The sequence below is a fragment of the Thiocapsa sp. genome (genome assembly GCF_022340925.1).
GTDB lineage: Bacteria > Pseudomonadota > Gammaproteobacteria > Chromatiales > Chromatiaceae > Thiocapsa.
Window position 1 is genome coordinate 1 of sequence record NZ_JAJDNA010000012.1, and the last position, 13,159, is coordinate 13,159.

At 67.3% G+C, this 13,159-nt stretch carries 14 protein-coding genes, 1 tRNA gene and 1 pseudogene; 14 read left to right on the forward strand and 2 right to left on the reverse strand.

Annotated elements, in window-relative coordinates; translation table 11 throughout:
* From LJE61_RS01765 to LJE61_RS01775, 3 genes and pseudogenes are all read left to right on the forward strand, one after another.
* On the forward strand, positions 1-194 hold a 194-nt coding region (locus tag LJE61_RS01765), incomplete at its 5' end, for a permease (RefSeq protein WP_296917243.1).
* An 18-nt stretch (positions 195-212) separates the two neighbouring features.
* A pseudogene (locus tag LJE61_RS01770) lies at positions 213-383 on the forward strand (GDCCVxC domain-containing (seleno)protein); the annotation flags it as partial.
* Between the two features lie 55 nt (positions 384-438).
* Complete coding sequence (locus tag LJE61_RS01775) at positions 439-675, forward strand: thioredoxin family protein (protein ID WP_296917245.1); 237 nt, start codon at positions 439-441, stop codon at positions 673-675.
* Between the two features lie 274 nt (positions 676-949).
* On the opposite strand, the gene LJE61_RS01780 is transcribed toward LJE61_RS01775, so the two are convergent.
* A complete protein-coding gene (locus LJE61_RS01780; protein ID WP_296914411.1) occupies positions 950-2,146 on the reverse strand; it encodes a class I SAM-dependent rRNA methyltransferase in 1,197 nt (398 codons plus the stop codon).
* A gap of 432 nt (positions 2,147-2,578) precedes the next feature.
* Here LJE61_RS01780 and LJE61_RS01785 point away from each other — a divergent pair, with 432 nt between their 5' ends.
* On the forward strand, positions 2,579-4,651 hold the full coding sequence (locus tag LJE61_RS01785) for a thioredoxin domain-containing protein (RefSeq protein WP_296917247.1): 2,073 nt from the start codon (positions 2,579-2,581) through the stop codon (positions 4,649-4,651).
* A 122-nt stretch (positions 4,652-4,773) separates the two neighbouring features.
* Positions 4,774-5,658: an SAM-dependent methyltransferase gene (locus tag LJE61_RS01790; protein ID WP_296917249.1), complete on the forward strand. Its 885-nt coding sequence runs from the start codon at positions 4,774-4,776 to the stop codon at positions 5,656-5,658.
* 113 nt (positions 5,659-5,771) lie between these two features.
* Here the strand turns inward: LJE61_RS01790 and LJE61_RS01795 are convergent, their stop codons facing one another.
* Entirely contained in the window at positions 5,772-6,263 is a 492-nt protein-coding gene (locus tag LJE61_RS01795; RefSeq protein WP_296917251.1) for a methyltransferase family protein, read from the reverse strand.
* Positions 6,264-6,668: 405 nt separating this feature from the next.
* Here LJE61_RS01795 and ybgC point away from each other — a divergent pair, with 405 nt between their 5' ends.
* From ybgC to LJE61_RS15290, 9 genes are all read left to right on the forward strand, one after another.
* A complete protein-coding gene (gene ybgC / locus LJE61_RS01800; RefSeq protein ID WP_296917253.1) occupies positions 6,669-7,127 on the forward strand; it encodes a tol-pal system-associated acyl-CoA thioesterase in 459 nt (152 codons plus the stop codon).
* Entirely contained in the window at positions 7,124-7,798 is a 675-nt protein-coding gene (tolQ, locus tag LJE61_RS01805; RefSeq protein ID WP_296914149.1) for a protein TolQ, read from the forward strand. The genes ybgC and tolQ overlap by 4 nt, the downstream gene beginning before the upstream one ends.
* 20 nt (positions 7,799-7,818) lie before the next feature.
* Positions 7,819-8,262, forward strand: coding sequence for a protein TolR (gene tolR, locus LJE61_RS01810; protein WP_296914152.1), 444 nt, complete (start codon positions 7,819-7,821; stop codon positions 8,260-8,262).
* Positions 8,263-8,275: 13 nt separating this feature from the next.
* Entirely contained in the window at positions 8,276-9,367 is a 1,092-nt protein-coding gene (gene tolA / locus LJE61_RS01815) for a cell envelope integrity protein TolA (RefSeq protein ID WP_296917255.1), read from the forward strand.
* A 15-nt stretch (positions 9,368-9,382) separates the two neighbouring features.
* Positions 9,383-10,693: a Tol-Pal system beta propeller repeat protein TolB gene (gene tolB / locus LJE61_RS01820; protein ID WP_296914157.1), complete on the forward strand. Its 1,311-nt coding sequence runs from the start codon at positions 9,383-9,385 to the stop codon at positions 10,691-10,693.
* 15 nt (positions 10,694-10,708) lie between these two features.
* Positions 10,709-11,344 carry a peptidoglycan-associated lipoprotein Pal gene (gene pal, locus LJE61_RS01825; protein ID WP_363306809.1) on the forward strand — a complete coding sequence of 212 codons (636 nt, stop codon included), beginning with the start codon at positions 10,709-10,711 and terminating at the stop codon, positions 11,342-11,344.
* Between the two features lie 11 nt (positions 11,345-11,355).
* On the forward strand, positions 11,356-12,225 hold the full coding sequence (ybgF, locus tag LJE61_RS01830) for a tol-pal system protein YbgF (RefSeq protein WP_296914160.1): 870 nt from the start codon (positions 11,356-11,358) through the stop codon (positions 12,223-12,225).
* A 73-nt stretch (positions 12,226-12,298) separates the two neighbouring features.
* Positions 12,299-12,374, forward strand: a tRNA-Lys gene (locus LJE61_RS01835).
* A gap of 373 nt (positions 12,375-12,747) precedes the next feature.
* A complete protein-coding gene (locus tag LJE61_RS15290; RefSeq protein ID WP_367114896.1) occupies positions 12,748-13,131 on the forward strand; it encodes a zinc ribbon domain-containing protein in 384 nt (127 codons plus the stop codon).
* Positions 13,132-13,159 lie beyond the last annotated feature (28 nt).

Below are 13,159 nucleotides of genomic sequence, written 5' to 3' on the forward strand. Positions count from 1 at the left end.
TGGCCGAGGCGATGCTCGGCAAGGGCGTCGCGGTGGGCACCGTGCTGGCGCTGATGATGAGCATCGCGGCCCTGTCGGTGCCGGAGATGCTGATCCTGCGCAAGGTCATTCGCTGGCCGGCGCTGGCGCTGTTCGCCGGCGTGTTGGCGGTGTCCTTCGTCATGGTCGGTTGGGGCTTCAACCTGATCACCTGAGGTATCGCCCCGACGACGATGACGCTGGAATCGACCATCACCTGCCCGCGCTGCGGCTCGAGTCGGGGCGAGCGCAGGCCGACGGACGCCTGCGTCTGGCTTCGGGAATGCCCCGGCTGCGGGCTGGTGCTGGGGCCGAAACCCGGCGACTGCTGCGTCGATTGTCCCGATGCAGACACGCCCTGTCCGCCGATTCAGGCAGGCGACGGGGGGGCTGCTGCCAACCAACTCGAGAGGTCAATCCATGAAACAGATCAAGGTTCTCGGCTCGGGCTGCCGCAACTGCGAGATCACCGCCAACGCCATCGCCAAGGCGGCCCAGCAGGCCGGCGTCGAGATCGAGCTGGAGAAGGTCACCGACATCGCCGAGATCATGGGCTACGGCGTCATGTCAACGCCGGGCGTGGTCGTCGACGGCAAAGTGGTGCATGCCGGGGGCGTCCCGGGACCGGATCAGGTGCGTTCTTGGGTGGTTGAATGACCGTGACGGTCAGGGATGGCCGATCATCGGCATCGTGCGTACGGGGCAGGATGCCCCGCCATGTTCGGCCGCCTCCAGCGGCGGAAAATGGAGGCATTCGGAAATCGCATTTTCGAATGCCGTGCCGGTGTTGGCCAGGGATGGCCAATCATCGGCATCGTGCGTGCGGGGCAGGATGTTCCGCCATTTTCGGCTGCCTCCGGCGGCGGAAAATGGAGGCATTCGGAAATCGCATTTTCGAATGCCGTGCCGGTGCCAATCATCGGCATCTCAATCAGCGCTCCCCGAGCACGCGGAGAAACAAGGTCTTGAGATAGGCCGTCTCGGGGATCGCCGGATGTACCGGGTGGTCGGGTCCCTGCTGGCCGGTCTCCAGCAGCTGCAGGCCGCGCCCGGCACGGCGCGCCGCTTGTTGAACGGTGCGCACGAAGGCCTCGCGGCCGAGATGGAAGGAGCAGGAGGACGTCACCAGGATCCCGCCCGGCTCCAGGACCTCGATGCCGAGCCGGTTGAGCCGCTGGTAGGCCTGGATGCCTTCCGGCTCGTCCTTACGCCGCTTGATGAAGGCGGGTGGGTCGAGGATGACGGTATCGAAACGGGCGCCCTCCTCGCGGAGACTGCGCAGCACGTCGAAGGCGTCGCCGTGTCGGGCATGGATCTGTCGCTCAAGACGATTGCGCGCGGCGTTTTCGGCCATCCGCTCCAGCGCCGGAGGGGAGCTGTCGACACAGGTGACCTGCTCCGCCCCGAGCGCGGCGGCCCGCAGCCCCCAGGCCCCGATGTAGCTGCAGACGTCGAGCACACGCCGTCCGACCCCGTAGCGTGCCAGGCGCGTGCGGTTCTCGGCCTGATCGAAGAACCAGCCGGTCTTCTGGCCGGTGAGGGGGGAGACCAGGAATTCCAGGCCGTTCTCGACCAGCGTCAGGGTCTCAGCCGGTGTCCCCAGCACCACCTCGACGCCCTGGGCCAGACCCTCCAGCTCGCGGACGGCATTGTCGTTCCGCAGGACGATCGAGCTTGGGCGCAGCACCTGCTCGAGGCCGGCCAGCAGCTCGCCGCGCACCCGTTCCATCCCGGCGGTGGTGATCTGCACGGCCAGCAGGTCACCGTAGCGGTCGACGATCAGCCCCGGCAGAGCGTCGCCCTCGCCGAAGATCAGACGGTAAAAGGGGCGCTCGTAGAGGCGCGTGCGCAGCGACAGGGCCTCGTGGATGCGTCTGAGCCAGAGGGCCGGACTCAGGGGTTGGGCGCGGTCGCGGCTGACGAGGCGTGCGCAGATCAGGGAACGCGGATTCGCATAGCCGTGGCCGATCCAGCGCTCATGGTCGCTCAAGATCTCCACCGGCTGTCCCGCCTCGAGGTCTTTCAGCGGCGTCGCCCGGGTGTCGACCTCGTTGCTGTAGATCCAGCAGTGACCGGCCAGGAGGCGGCGTTCCTGGTCCTTGCGCAGCAGCAGTGGCTTGGTCTTCATGATGGCGGGTCCTCGGGTCTCTCGGCGCCGCTGGTCGTTACGGAGGCGATCAGGCGCCGGACAGGCGGCCTGGCCATGCTCAGCCGTCATCAGCGGCGAAAGACGAAGGGAAGCGAAGACGGCGTGTTCGTTTCCCCAGCCGACGGTTGCCGGGGACGGCACGTCGTCAGCGTGCTCGGTGCTCAAGCCGTCACAGACTAGCAGAAGTGCGGTCATTCGGGCGGGGGCATGGAAACCGGCCTGGTCGGGACCCATCCTGTTGAGGAGATGCAAGCCGTGGGGTGGTCCGCTTGACCTGACGGCGCTGCTTGAGTCACCCGAGCGACCGGTCCGCTCCGCGATGCGCAAACGGCGGCCCGGTCCCGCCGCTGCTCCGATTCGCTCGACGACGAATCGCCGGCGTTTCCCGGCCCACTGCCCTCAGGACCCGACATGCCGACCGCCCACACGTCCACGACCGGTCATCGCAACCGGCTCGCCGCGACCACCAGCCCCTATCTCCAGCAGCATGCCGACAATCCGGTGGATTGGTGGCCCTGGTGCGACGAGGCCTTGGCGTTGGCGCGGGACACGGATCGGCCCATCCTGCTCTCGATCGGGTACTCGGCCTGCCATTGGTGTCATGTGATGGCCCACGAGTCCTTCGAGGATCCCACCACCGCCGAGCTGATGAATCGACTCTTCGTCAACATCAAGGTCGACCGCGAGGAGCGCCCCGACCTCGATAAGATCTATCAGACCGCCCATCAGCTCCTCGCCCAGCGCGCCGGCGGCTGGCCGTTGACGGTCTTTCTGAGCCCCGCGGATCGCAGGCCGTTTTTCGCCGGAACCTACTTCCCGCGGGAGCCGCGGCACGGACTGCCCTCGTTCAAGCAGCTCCTGCAAGGCGTGGAGCGCGCCTACCGCGTCCAGAAGGAGGCGATCGAGGCGCAGAACGAAAGTCTCATGGAGGCGCTCGCGGCCCTCGAGCCGCGCACGTCGGGCGCGCTGCCAGAGCGCTCGGTCCTGGATGCGGCCCTGCGTCAGCTGGAGGAGAGCTTCGACGCCGAGCACGGTGGGTTCGGCCGCGCGCCCAAGTTCCCGCATCCGACCAATCTGGACCTCTTGCTGCACCAGCACGGGCGCAGCCTTGCCTCCGGCCGGCCCGACCAGGCATTGCTCGAGAAGGCGCTCTTCACACTCGAGCGCATGATTCGAGGCGGCCTCAGCGATCAGCTGGGCGGAGGCTTCTGCCGCTATTCGGTGGATGACCGGTGGATGATCCCGCACTTCGAGAAGATGCTGTATGACAATGGCCCGCTCCTGGCCCTGTGCTGCGACGCCTACGCCTTGACCGCGGAGCCCTTGTTCCGGGAGGCGGCGGTGGCGACCGCGGATTGGGCGATGCGCGAGATGCAGTCGCCCGAAGGGGGGTATTACTCGAGCCTGGATGCCGACAGCGAGGGCGACGAGGGCAGGTTCTACGTGTGGGACCGCGAGGAGGTCCGGTCACTGCTGTCGCCGGGCGAGTACGCGCCCTTTGCGGCGGTCTACGGTCTGGACCGCCCGCCGAACTTCGAGGGCCGGTGGCATCTGCACGGCTATCGCACCCCGGAGGCGGTGGCCGAGGACCTCGGGCTCGAGTCCGCCGAGGTCCAGGCGCTGCTCGCGGCAGCGCGAGCGACCCTGTACGCGGCCCGTGAGCGCCGCGTTCGCCCCGGCCGTGACGAGAAGATCCTGACCGCTTGGAACGCGCTCATGATCAAGGGGATGGCGCGGGCCGCCCGCGTCCTCGATCGCCCGGACTATCTGGAGTCGGCGGAGCAGGCGCTGGGCTTCATCCGTCAGGCGCTGTGGCGCGATGAGCGTCTGTTTGCCACCTATCGGGACGGGACGGCCCACCTGAATGCCTATCTGGACGACTACGCGAACCTGCTCGACGCACTGCTTGAGCTGTTGCAGACGCGCTGGTCGCGGGCAGACCTGGACCTCGCGGTGGCCCTGGCCGAGGTGCTCTTGGACCAGTTCCAGGACCCCGTCGACGGCGGCTTCTGGTTTACCGGCCGCGACCACGAGGCGCTGATCCACCGGCCCAAGCCGCTCAGCGACGAGGCGATCCCGTCAGGCAACGGGGTCGCGGCACTGGCGCTGCAGCGGCTCGGTCACCTGATCGGCGAGCCGCGTTACCTGGAGGCCGCGCAGGCGACGCTGAAGCTCGCAGCCGATTCGATCCGCAGCATGCCCTACGCTCACGCCACCCTCCTGCTCGCACTCGACGAGCTGCTCGACCCCCTCGAGACGCTGATCATCCGTGCCGGCGACGACCTGCTCGATCCCTGGCGCCGGGCGGCTCAGCGCGGTGCCGGGGCGTGCCGGCTGGTCCTGGCGATCCCGTCCGACGAAAGCCATCTGCCCGGCACGCTCGTGGCCATGGTCGCAGGCGAGCGCCCCCGGATCTACCGCTGCCGCGGCACGCAGTGTGACCCGCCCTTGGAGTCGCTCGCCGACCTGCAAAGCGGCTCCTAGGAGCCTGCGAGGCGCAGCGCGTTCAGCCACGCCTACCGCCAAACGGCAGGCCGCGCCCGCCCGCCCCTGCCCGCGGCACGCCGTTGTCCGCCTTTCTCTCAGAATGATCACAGGTTATCCCGATGTCGCCGCCCCGGCCGTTTAGACGGTATCTCAGCTATCTTGATTGGCTCTACAACCCCTTCAGGTCGTGGGATGTCACGCGGGTCTACGACCTCTTGTCGACCGATGTCGCCACTCAGTCCGCCCTCTATCTGAACCTCGGGTACTGGACCGGCGAGGAGACGTTGGACGAGGCCTGCCACGCACTCGCTGATCTGGTGGCGGGGCGTGCGGCCATGGGGCCGGGCGACCGGGTGCTGGACGTCGGTTTCGGTTTCGCGGATCAGGATATCCGTTGGCTGGAGACCTGTGGGCCCACGCACATCCTGGGCTTGAACATCACCCGCTCGCAGGTGGAGGTCGCCCGTCGCCGGGTGGATGAGCTGGGACTGTCCGATCGGATCGATCTGCGCGAGGGCTCGGCGACCGAGATGCCGCTGCCGTCCGCGTCGGTCGAGAAGGTGATCGCCCTGGAGTGCGCCTTCCACTTCAGGACCCGCGAGCGCTTCTTCGAGGAGGCCTTTCGGGTGCTTCGCCCCGGCGGTCGCCTGGTCACGGCCGACATCATCCCGACACCCCCGGCCGAGGACTGGCTGTCCCGCCTGAAGCAGCGCTGGTCGTGGCGGTTGGTCGCCGGCAAGTTTGCGATCCCCGCGGCGAACGCGTACACGCGTGCGGAGTACCTCGACAGGTTGGGGAAGTCGGGGTTCGTGTCTGTCCAGGTCGAGTCCATCCGTGACCGGGTCTACGTGCCGCTGCACGAACACCTGTCGCGGCATCCGGAGGTCGTCGAGCGCCTCCATCCGGCGGCGCGTGCTCCCGCGAGACTCGCGCTCGGCCTGAGCGCCCGAACCCTGTATGCCGGTCTGGACTACGTGCTCGCCGTGGCCGATAAGCCCGGTTGAGCCGCATCGGGGTTGAGCCGTGACTGTCGAGCACCGGACCCACCGATCCGAGAGCCCCTGGCAGGATGCGGTGCTGATTATTTCGCCGGGACGGCCAAGGACCCAGCCTCGTCTCAGTACACCCAGGGGATGAACTTTCGAACCTGCTTGGCGTAATCCGCGTACTCCGGATGGCGCTCGGTCAGCCAGACCTCCTCTTTGCCGGCCTTGTAGTCGAAGAAGAAGAAGCCGATGACCAGGACCGCCAAGTGCGTGAGGCTGAAGGTGAAGAGCACCCAACCCGCCGCCGCAAAGAGCTGGCTGCTGTAGAGCGGGTGACGAACCCAGGCATAGACGCCGTGCTTGACCAACTGGCTGTGATCGACCGGGTAGGGCAGGGGGGTGAGATAATCGCGGATGTGGACCGAGCCCAGCCCGCCGAGCAGCAGGGCGATCACCCAGAAGGCTACCAGCATCGCCCATCGAACGGGTGCGAGCGCATCCATCAGCGGGCCAGGAACGAGCGGGTTCCAGGCCGGAACGAAGATAAACCCGAAGAAGAGCACGAATTGCAGCACGACGAGGTGCTCGCCGCGCTTGCCCTGCAGGAAGGAGAGAGGCGCCATGGTGTGGTCCTTGTCAGTGTGGGGTGTCCGCGACCCGGGGGAAGCGCCGATCATCGCGGCGCATCCTGCGCCGCACGGATGGACCGAGCTGAGTCCCGACCGGGATGGCCGATCCATCAGCGTCTTACCAGGTGCGATCACGGGCTATGTCGGCTGGGGTGGAGATGGGGTCGAATCCCAGCCGCGCACAAGGCGTCCGCTCAGGTCGGATCGGGCGCGCGCCCGCTCCGCGACCTCGCTTTCGCACCGAGGACACGCCGGAAGCCGACGCGCGGCCGCGCCTGGACGGGTCGACGCATGACGCTGTGCCTCGGCGCCGAACGCGAGCCAGGGATGCTCGGGGAGCCGGTTTCCGGTACACTCCCCGGCTTTTGATCATACCCCGGGGCAAGGGCCGCCTGCTCAGTGCCGAGATCCAGCGTCCCCGCGTTGCCGACCTTTGTCTGGCCGGTGCGCGTCTACTACGAGGATACAGATGCCGGCGGCGTCGTCTTCTATGCCAATTACCTCAAGTTCATGGAGCGAGCGCGAACGGAATGGCTGAGATCCTTAGGTTACGAGCAGGACATGCTGCGCCAGCGTGACGGGATCCTCTTCGCGGTGCGGCGGGTCACCATCGACTACCTGTCGCCTGCCCGTTTCAACGACTGCTTGAGCGTCACCTCGAAGCTCCACCGCGTGGCCGGCGCGAGCCTGGAGTTCGAGCAGACGGTGCTGCGCGAGGACGACGCCGCCTGTTGTTGCCGGGCCGGCGTCAAGGTTGCCTGCCTGAATGTCGGCACCTTGCGCCCGACCCGCCTGCCGGCCGATCTCTTGTCCAAGCTGCTGCCCTTCGTGAGCGGTCCTGCGGAGACCCTGTCATGACGTCCGACCTGTCATTGTTTAACCTGATTCTCCAGGCCAGCCTGGTCGTCCAGCTGGTGCTGGTGGTCCTGGTGGTGGCTTCGGTGATGTCCTGGACCATGATCCTGGATCGCGGGCGCGTGCTGTCCAAGGCGCACAAAAGCGCCATCGCCTTCGAGGAGCGGTTCTGGTCCGGCGGCGATCTGAGCGCGCTCTACAAGGACCTGAGTCAGGACGACAAGGGCAACCAGGGCCTGGCCTCGATCTTCCGTGCCGGGTTCAAGGAGTACGTGCGGCTGCGCAAGATCGAGGGCAATGACCTAATGGCCGTGCTGCAGGGCACCGAGCGCTCGATGCGGGTTGCCCTGAGCCGTGAGATGGACCGCCTGGAGACCAGCCTGCCCTTCCTGGCGACGGTCGGCTCCACCAGCCCCTACATCGGGCTCTTCGGCACGGTGTGGGGCATCATGCATGCCTTTCACGCCCTCGGGAACGTGGAGCAGGCCACGCTGGCGCTGGTCGCGCCCGGCATCTCGGAGGCACTGGTCGCGACCGCCATCGGTCTCTTCGCCGCCATCCCCGCCGTCATCGCCTACAATCGGTACGCCAATCAAGTCGAGCGTCTCAGCAGCCGCTACGAGGAGTTCATGGAGGAGTTCTCGACCCTGCTGCAGCGCCAGGGGCGCGCCTGAGCGTCCGAGGACGGCACCCCATGCTCAAGCGCACCCGCACCCGACAACGGCGCCGACTGATGGCCGAGATCAACGTCGTGCCTTATATCGACGTCATGCTGGTGCTGCTCGTGATCTTCATGGTGACGGCGCCGCTGATCACCCAGGGCGTGAAGGTCGCCCTGCCGCAGGAGCGGGCAGGGGGAATCCCCAGCCCGACCACCGAGTCCGTGGTCATCACCGTCGACGAGTTCGGCGACTACTATATCGATGTCGGAGAGGACAAGAATGCCCCGGCGAGCGAGCAGATCCTGCTCGAGCGCATCGGTGTCGTGCTTGAATACAAGCCCGGCACGCCCATCCTGGTGCGGGCCGACCATCGGGTCGACTACGGGCGGGTGATCCGCGCCATGGTGATCGCCCAGGCCGCGGGGGCGCCGGAGATCGGTCTGGTCACAGTGCCGCCGGAGCGCCGCGAGCGCTAGCGCAGGCCCCGACATGTGGCAGATCCTGCGGCGCAACCCCAAGGCCTTCTACTGGTCCTTGGGTCTGCACGTCTTGTTCGCCGCGCTGTTTTTTGTCGGCGTGCAGATCGAGCGACCCGTCACGGAGGCGGGGAGCAAGGCGCGGGTGGTCCAGGCGACCATCGTCAGCGATGCCGCGCTCGAGGCAATGGTGGCCGAGTCTCCTAGCGAGCAGGCGCGGCGCCCGGCCGACCGGGAGCTCGCGGCGGAGGAGCCGGAGCCAGTCCCCGACACCGAGCCCGAGCCGGAGAAGGCTCCGGAGGCCGAGGTCATGGATGAGGCCGAGGTCGCGCGACGTGAGGCCGAGCGGTTGGCGGCCGAAGCGGAGCGCGGGCTGGCCGCCGCCCAGGCCGAGGCGGAGCGCCGGGCCGCAGCCGAGCGCCAGGCCGAAGCGGCGCGGGCGGAGGCGCGGCGTCTTGCAGAGGCTGAGCGAAAGGCGGCCGAGGCGCGACGGCGTGCGGAGGCAGAGCGACTGGCGGCGGCGAAAGCGGAGGCCGAGCGCAGGGCCGAGGCGCAGCGTCGCGCAGAGGCGGAGCGCCTGGCGGCCGAGGCAAGGGCCCAGGAGGAACGCCGTGCGGAAGCAGAGCGCCAGCGCAGGCTCGCGGACGAGGCCAGGCAGATGGCCGAGCTGGAGGAGCGGCGCCTGGTCGAGGAGCTCGCACAGGAGCGCATCGAGCAGGAGGCCAGCCAGCTGGCCGCCGAGAAGCAGCGCCGGCTCGCAGCCGAGCAGGCACAGCGAACCCGGGATGGCGATCCGCTCTCTGACAGGGCATCGGAGCAGCTTGCACGCGAGGCCAACCGCTACATCCCGGTCATCCGCGACCGGGTGCGTCAGTTCTGGGTTCGGCCGCCGGCGACCGGTCGTGACCTGGCGACCATCGTCTCCGTGCGGCTGATCCCGGGCGGGGACGTGGTGCCGAACAGCGTGCGCGTGGTCCAGACCAGCGGCAATACCGCCTTCGATCAGTCGGTGGTCGCCGCAGTCAATCAGGCCTCGCCGCTACCGGTGCCGTCCGGACCCGTTTTCGAGAGCTTCCGGGAGTTCACCTTCACCTTCAGGCCCTAGGCAGGATAGACCGATATGAGCCGAGACCGCCGCTTGCCGCCCATCCTCGCGACCTTCGCCCTGGTCTGGCTCGGACTTGGGGCTGGGCCTGCAGAGGCGCGGCTGAACATCGAGGTCACCGGCGGTGTGGAGGCCGCCCAGCCGATCGCCGTGGTGCCTTTCGGGGTGAGCGACGGGTTGATCCCGCCGGTGGACATCGCCGCCGTCATCAGCGCCGATCTGGCACGCACGGGCCGGTTTCGGCCGCTGCCGACCCGCGACATGCTCGATATGCCGAGCCGCCACGAGGAGGTGGATCTGCGCGACTGGAGCCTGCTGGGGATGAACAGTCTGGTAATCGGTCGGGTGGAGACCGAAGGGGGGGGCTTCCGGGTCAGCTTCACGCTCTACGACGTCTTCCGAGGCAACCAGCTCGCGAGCAGCAGTCTGGTGTCCACCAAGGCGGGGATGCGCAACACCGCGCACCGCATCGCCGACCTCATCTACGAGAAGCTCACCGGTCAGCCCGGCGTGGCGGCGACCCGCATCGCCTATATCACCGCGAGCGGACCCGGCGAGGGCCAGACCGTCACGCTGCGCGTCTCGGAGGCGGACGGGTACGACGCCCAGACCATTGTCTCCTCCGGCGAGCCCATCATGTCGCCCGCCTGGTCGCCCGACGGGCGACGCCTTGCCTATGTGTCGTTCGAGAACAGACGTGCCGCCATCTATATCCAGGAGCTGGCCACGGGCCGTCGTGATCTGGTTGCCAGCCATCCCGGGATCAACGGATCGCCCGCCTTCTCACCGGACGGGCGCCGGCTGGCGATGACGCTGTCCAAGGACGGCAACCCGGAGATCTATGTCCTGAACCTGGTCAGCCGCGAGCTGGTTCGTCTCACCGACCATTTCGCCATCGATACCGAGCCGGCCTGGTCGCCGGACGGCCAGCAGATCATCTTCACCTCGGACCGAGGCGGCAGCCCACAGATCTACCGGATGTCCTCGGGCGGCGGGCCCGCCCAGCGCATCAGCTTCGAGGGCGACTACAACGCGCGTGCCTCCTACTCACCGGACGGACGCTCCATCGTGCTGGTCACGCGTGTGAACGGCCAGTTCCGGATCGCCCTGGTCGATCTGGATCGCGGCTTCACCCGACTGCTCAGCAACGGCAGCCTCGACGAGTCGCCGAGTTTCGCACCGAACGGCAGCATGGTAATTTACGCCACGATCCACGGCGGGCGCGGGGTCCTCGCGGCGGCCTCGGTGGACGGGGGCGGCAACCAGCGTCTGTCGCAGGATACGGGCGAGGTCCGCGAGCCCGCCTGGTCCCCATACATCAATTGATCCCAGGAGTCCGCCGTGGAACCCAGCCTCCGACTCACCACCCCGGGCACCAACGGGACGGGCCTGGCACAGCGTCCTCATCTCGCCTCCGACCGCATCATGGACGCCCGAGTGACGAGGTCGCCTGCGCACGGCACCCGAAGACGCCTCGCCGCGCCGGGCCTGATGTGCCTTGCCGCGGTCCTCGCCGCCGGCTGCGCGAGCGCCCCGAAACCGGCGCCTGAGCCGGTCGGTGCGGGGACCCGCCCGGCGCCGACGACCACGCGCGGCCTCGAAAGCCCGCGGCCGGTCTATGCCGGCCCCTGGGAAGACCCGAGCAATCCCCTCTACAACCGGACCATCTATTTCGACTACGACACCGCCGAGATCAAACCCGAGTACGTGCCCCTGCTGCAGACGCATGCCCGCTATCTGGGCACCAACACGGGGACCCGGGTGACGCTCGAAGGCCATACCGACGAGCGTGGCACGCGCGAGTACAACCTGGCCCTCGGCGACCAGCGGGCCGAGGCGGTGCGGCGGTTCATGATCGCCGACGGGGTCGTACCCGATCAATTGGCCACCTTGAGCTACGGGGAGGAGCGTCCCGCCGATCCCGGTCACGGCGAGCAGGCCTGGCGATCGAATCGCCGGGTGATCATTCAGTACTAGGAGACGCTTCGATGGACCCCCGACCGAACCGTGTGTTCCTGATCGCTGGCCTCGTCGCCGCAGCCCTGCTGTCCGCGGCCGCGGTGGCGGACCCCATGCTCGAGGGGCGTCTCGCCCGCGTCGAGCGCATCCTGGAGAGTCAGGCGGGGTCCGATCTGCTGCTGCAGATGCAGCAGCTCCAGGCCGAGATGCAGGAGCTGCGCGGTCTCGTGGAGATGCACCAGTACGAGATCCAGAAGCTCCAGCGCCAGCAGCGCGATCAGTATCTGGATATCGATTCGCGACTGGGCGCCGACCGCCCCGGTGGGCCGGGAGGCCCCCCCGCGCCGGGCGGAGCAGATACCGCCTTATCGCGCGGCGGGATCGATCTTGGCGCAGGTGATCTCGCGGCGCCGGCGGGGACACCGGAGCCCCTGCCTCCGGTCGGCCCTCCGACCGCGTCGTCCACGGGTGGCATGGGCATCCCGTCCTTGCCCTCGCCCGAGACCACCGGCGGGAGTGAGCGCGATGCCTACTCCGCCGCCTTCGAGCTGCTCAAGGATCGCAAGTACGACGAGGCCAAGGACGCCTTCAACGAGGTCCTGCGGCGTTATCCCCAGGGGCAGTTCACGGACAATGCGCGTTATTGGCTGGGGGAGACCTACTACGTGCAGCGGAACTACCCCGCTGCCCTGGCAGAGTTCGACCGCCTGGTGCAACTCCATCCGAACAGCCCCAAAGTCCCGGGCGCCATGCTGAAGATCGGATACATCCAGTACGAGCAGAACGCCTTCGACCAGGCCCGCGTCGCCCTCGAGCAGGTGGTCAGCAGCTATCCGAACAGCACTGAGGCCCGCCTGGCCCAAAGCCGCCTCGACCGGATCCGGCAGGATCGGCGCTGAGCCGCATGTGCCGGTTGGCGGCTGGCCGACCCTTCAAAATGGCATCATCTCCTCTTATACTGAGCGCCCTTTAGCGCCCTTAGCTCAGTTGGTAGAGCATCTGACTTTTAATCAGGTGGTCGCTGGTTCGAGCCCAGCAGGGCGCACCAATTTAAACAATGGCTTAGCCTCAAAATGGGGCTGGGCCTTTTTGTTTAAGTCACCATAGAGTCACCACGTCGCGCGGGTCGGCTTTGTGTCTCGCGGTGCCTCAGGGGTCAGGTGTCCCTGTTTAGTGTCACCTGCCGGCAGGGCCGTCGTTAAAACGCCAGGGATCGGGATGTACGGTAGGTGAGGCAAAAGGGCCCCGAGCTGAGTCGGGCCCTGTAGGCAGGAAGCACGGGAAAGGGGCTCCCCAGCTGCGCACCGGAAGGAGCAGTCCGGTGCGCTGCCCACAAAAACCCGGCACCCTTCCCGTCAGACAACCGCGCGTCAAGCCCCCGTGTCTAAAGACACCGGGAAATCGTAGACAGGGAGGGTCAGATGGCGCTGATCCCGTGCTCGGAGTGTGGCAAGAGCATTTCTTCAGCTGCTGTCAGCTGTCCACACTGTGGAGCACCTGTCCCGAAACCTCCGAGTGCCCTCAAAGGTTGCCTCTTTTGGATTCTTGTCCTGTTGTTTCCAACAGTGTTTCGTCACGGATTTCTAGAATTCGCCCAACTCGCCATCGGCTGCCTATCCTGCGATGGGACACTGCCCAAGGAATCTTTTCAAGGTCTGAACTGGCCGAAGTACGTCCTCATCCCGAGACGGACAGCAATCGTTCCGTTGCCGCCGTCCGAGGTGCCTCGGATCTCCGAATGCGCGCCAATCTCGAGCGCCGCACGCGGGGTCAGGCCCGGGGCCCCCCGAGTTCGACACTTATAAGCGTAACTAACTGATATACCGAGAATCG

What these genes read in the sequence shown, in the direction of transcription:
- LJE61_RS01775 (WP_296917245.1), top strand. Translation starts at nt 439, where the DNA reads ATGAAACAGATCAAGGTTCTCGGCTCGGGCTGCCGCAACTGCGAGATC.
- LJE61_RS01785 (WP_296917247.1), top strand. Translation starts at nt 2,579, where the DNA reads ATGCCGACCGCCCACACGTCCACGACCGGTCATCGCAACCGGCTCGCC.
- LJE61_RS01790 (WP_296917249.1), top strand. Translation starts at nt 4,774, where the DNA reads ATGTCGCCGCCCCGGCCGTTTAGACGGTATCTCAGCTATCTTGATTGG.
- LJE61_RS01795 (WP_296917251.1), bottom strand. Translation starts at nt 6,263, where the DNA reads ATGGCGCCTCTCTCCTTCCTGCAGGGCAAGCGCGGCGAGCACCTCGTC.
- tolR (WP_296914152.1), top strand. Translation starts at nt 7,819, where the DNA reads ATGCTCAAGCGCACCCGCACCCGACAACGGCGCCGACTGATGGCCGAG.
- LJE61_RS15290 (WP_367114896.1), top strand. Translation starts at nt 12,748, where the DNA reads ATGGCGCTGATCCCGTGCTCGGAGTGTGGCAAGAGCATTTCTTCAGCT.
- ybgF (WP_296914160.1), top strand. Translation starts at nt 11,356, where the DNA reads ATGGACCCCCGACCGAACCGTGTGTTCCTGATCGCTGGCCTCGTCGCC.
- tolA (WP_296917255.1), top strand. Translation starts at nt 8,276, where the DNA reads ATGTGGCAGATCCTGCGGCGCAACCCCAAGGCCTTCTACTGGTCCTTG.
- LJE61_RS01780 (WP_296914411.1), bottom strand. Translation starts at nt 2,146, where the DNA reads ATGAAGACCAAGCCACTGCTGCTGCGCAAGGACCAGGAACGCCGCCTC.
- tolB (WP_296914157.1), top strand. Translation starts at nt 9,383, where the DNA reads ATGAGCCGAGACCGCCGCTTGCCGCCCATCCTCGCGACCTTCGCCCTG.
- tolQ (WP_296914149.1), top strand. Translation starts at nt 7,124, where the DNA reads ATGACGTCCGACCTGTCATTGTTTAACCTGATTCTCCAGGCCAGCCTG.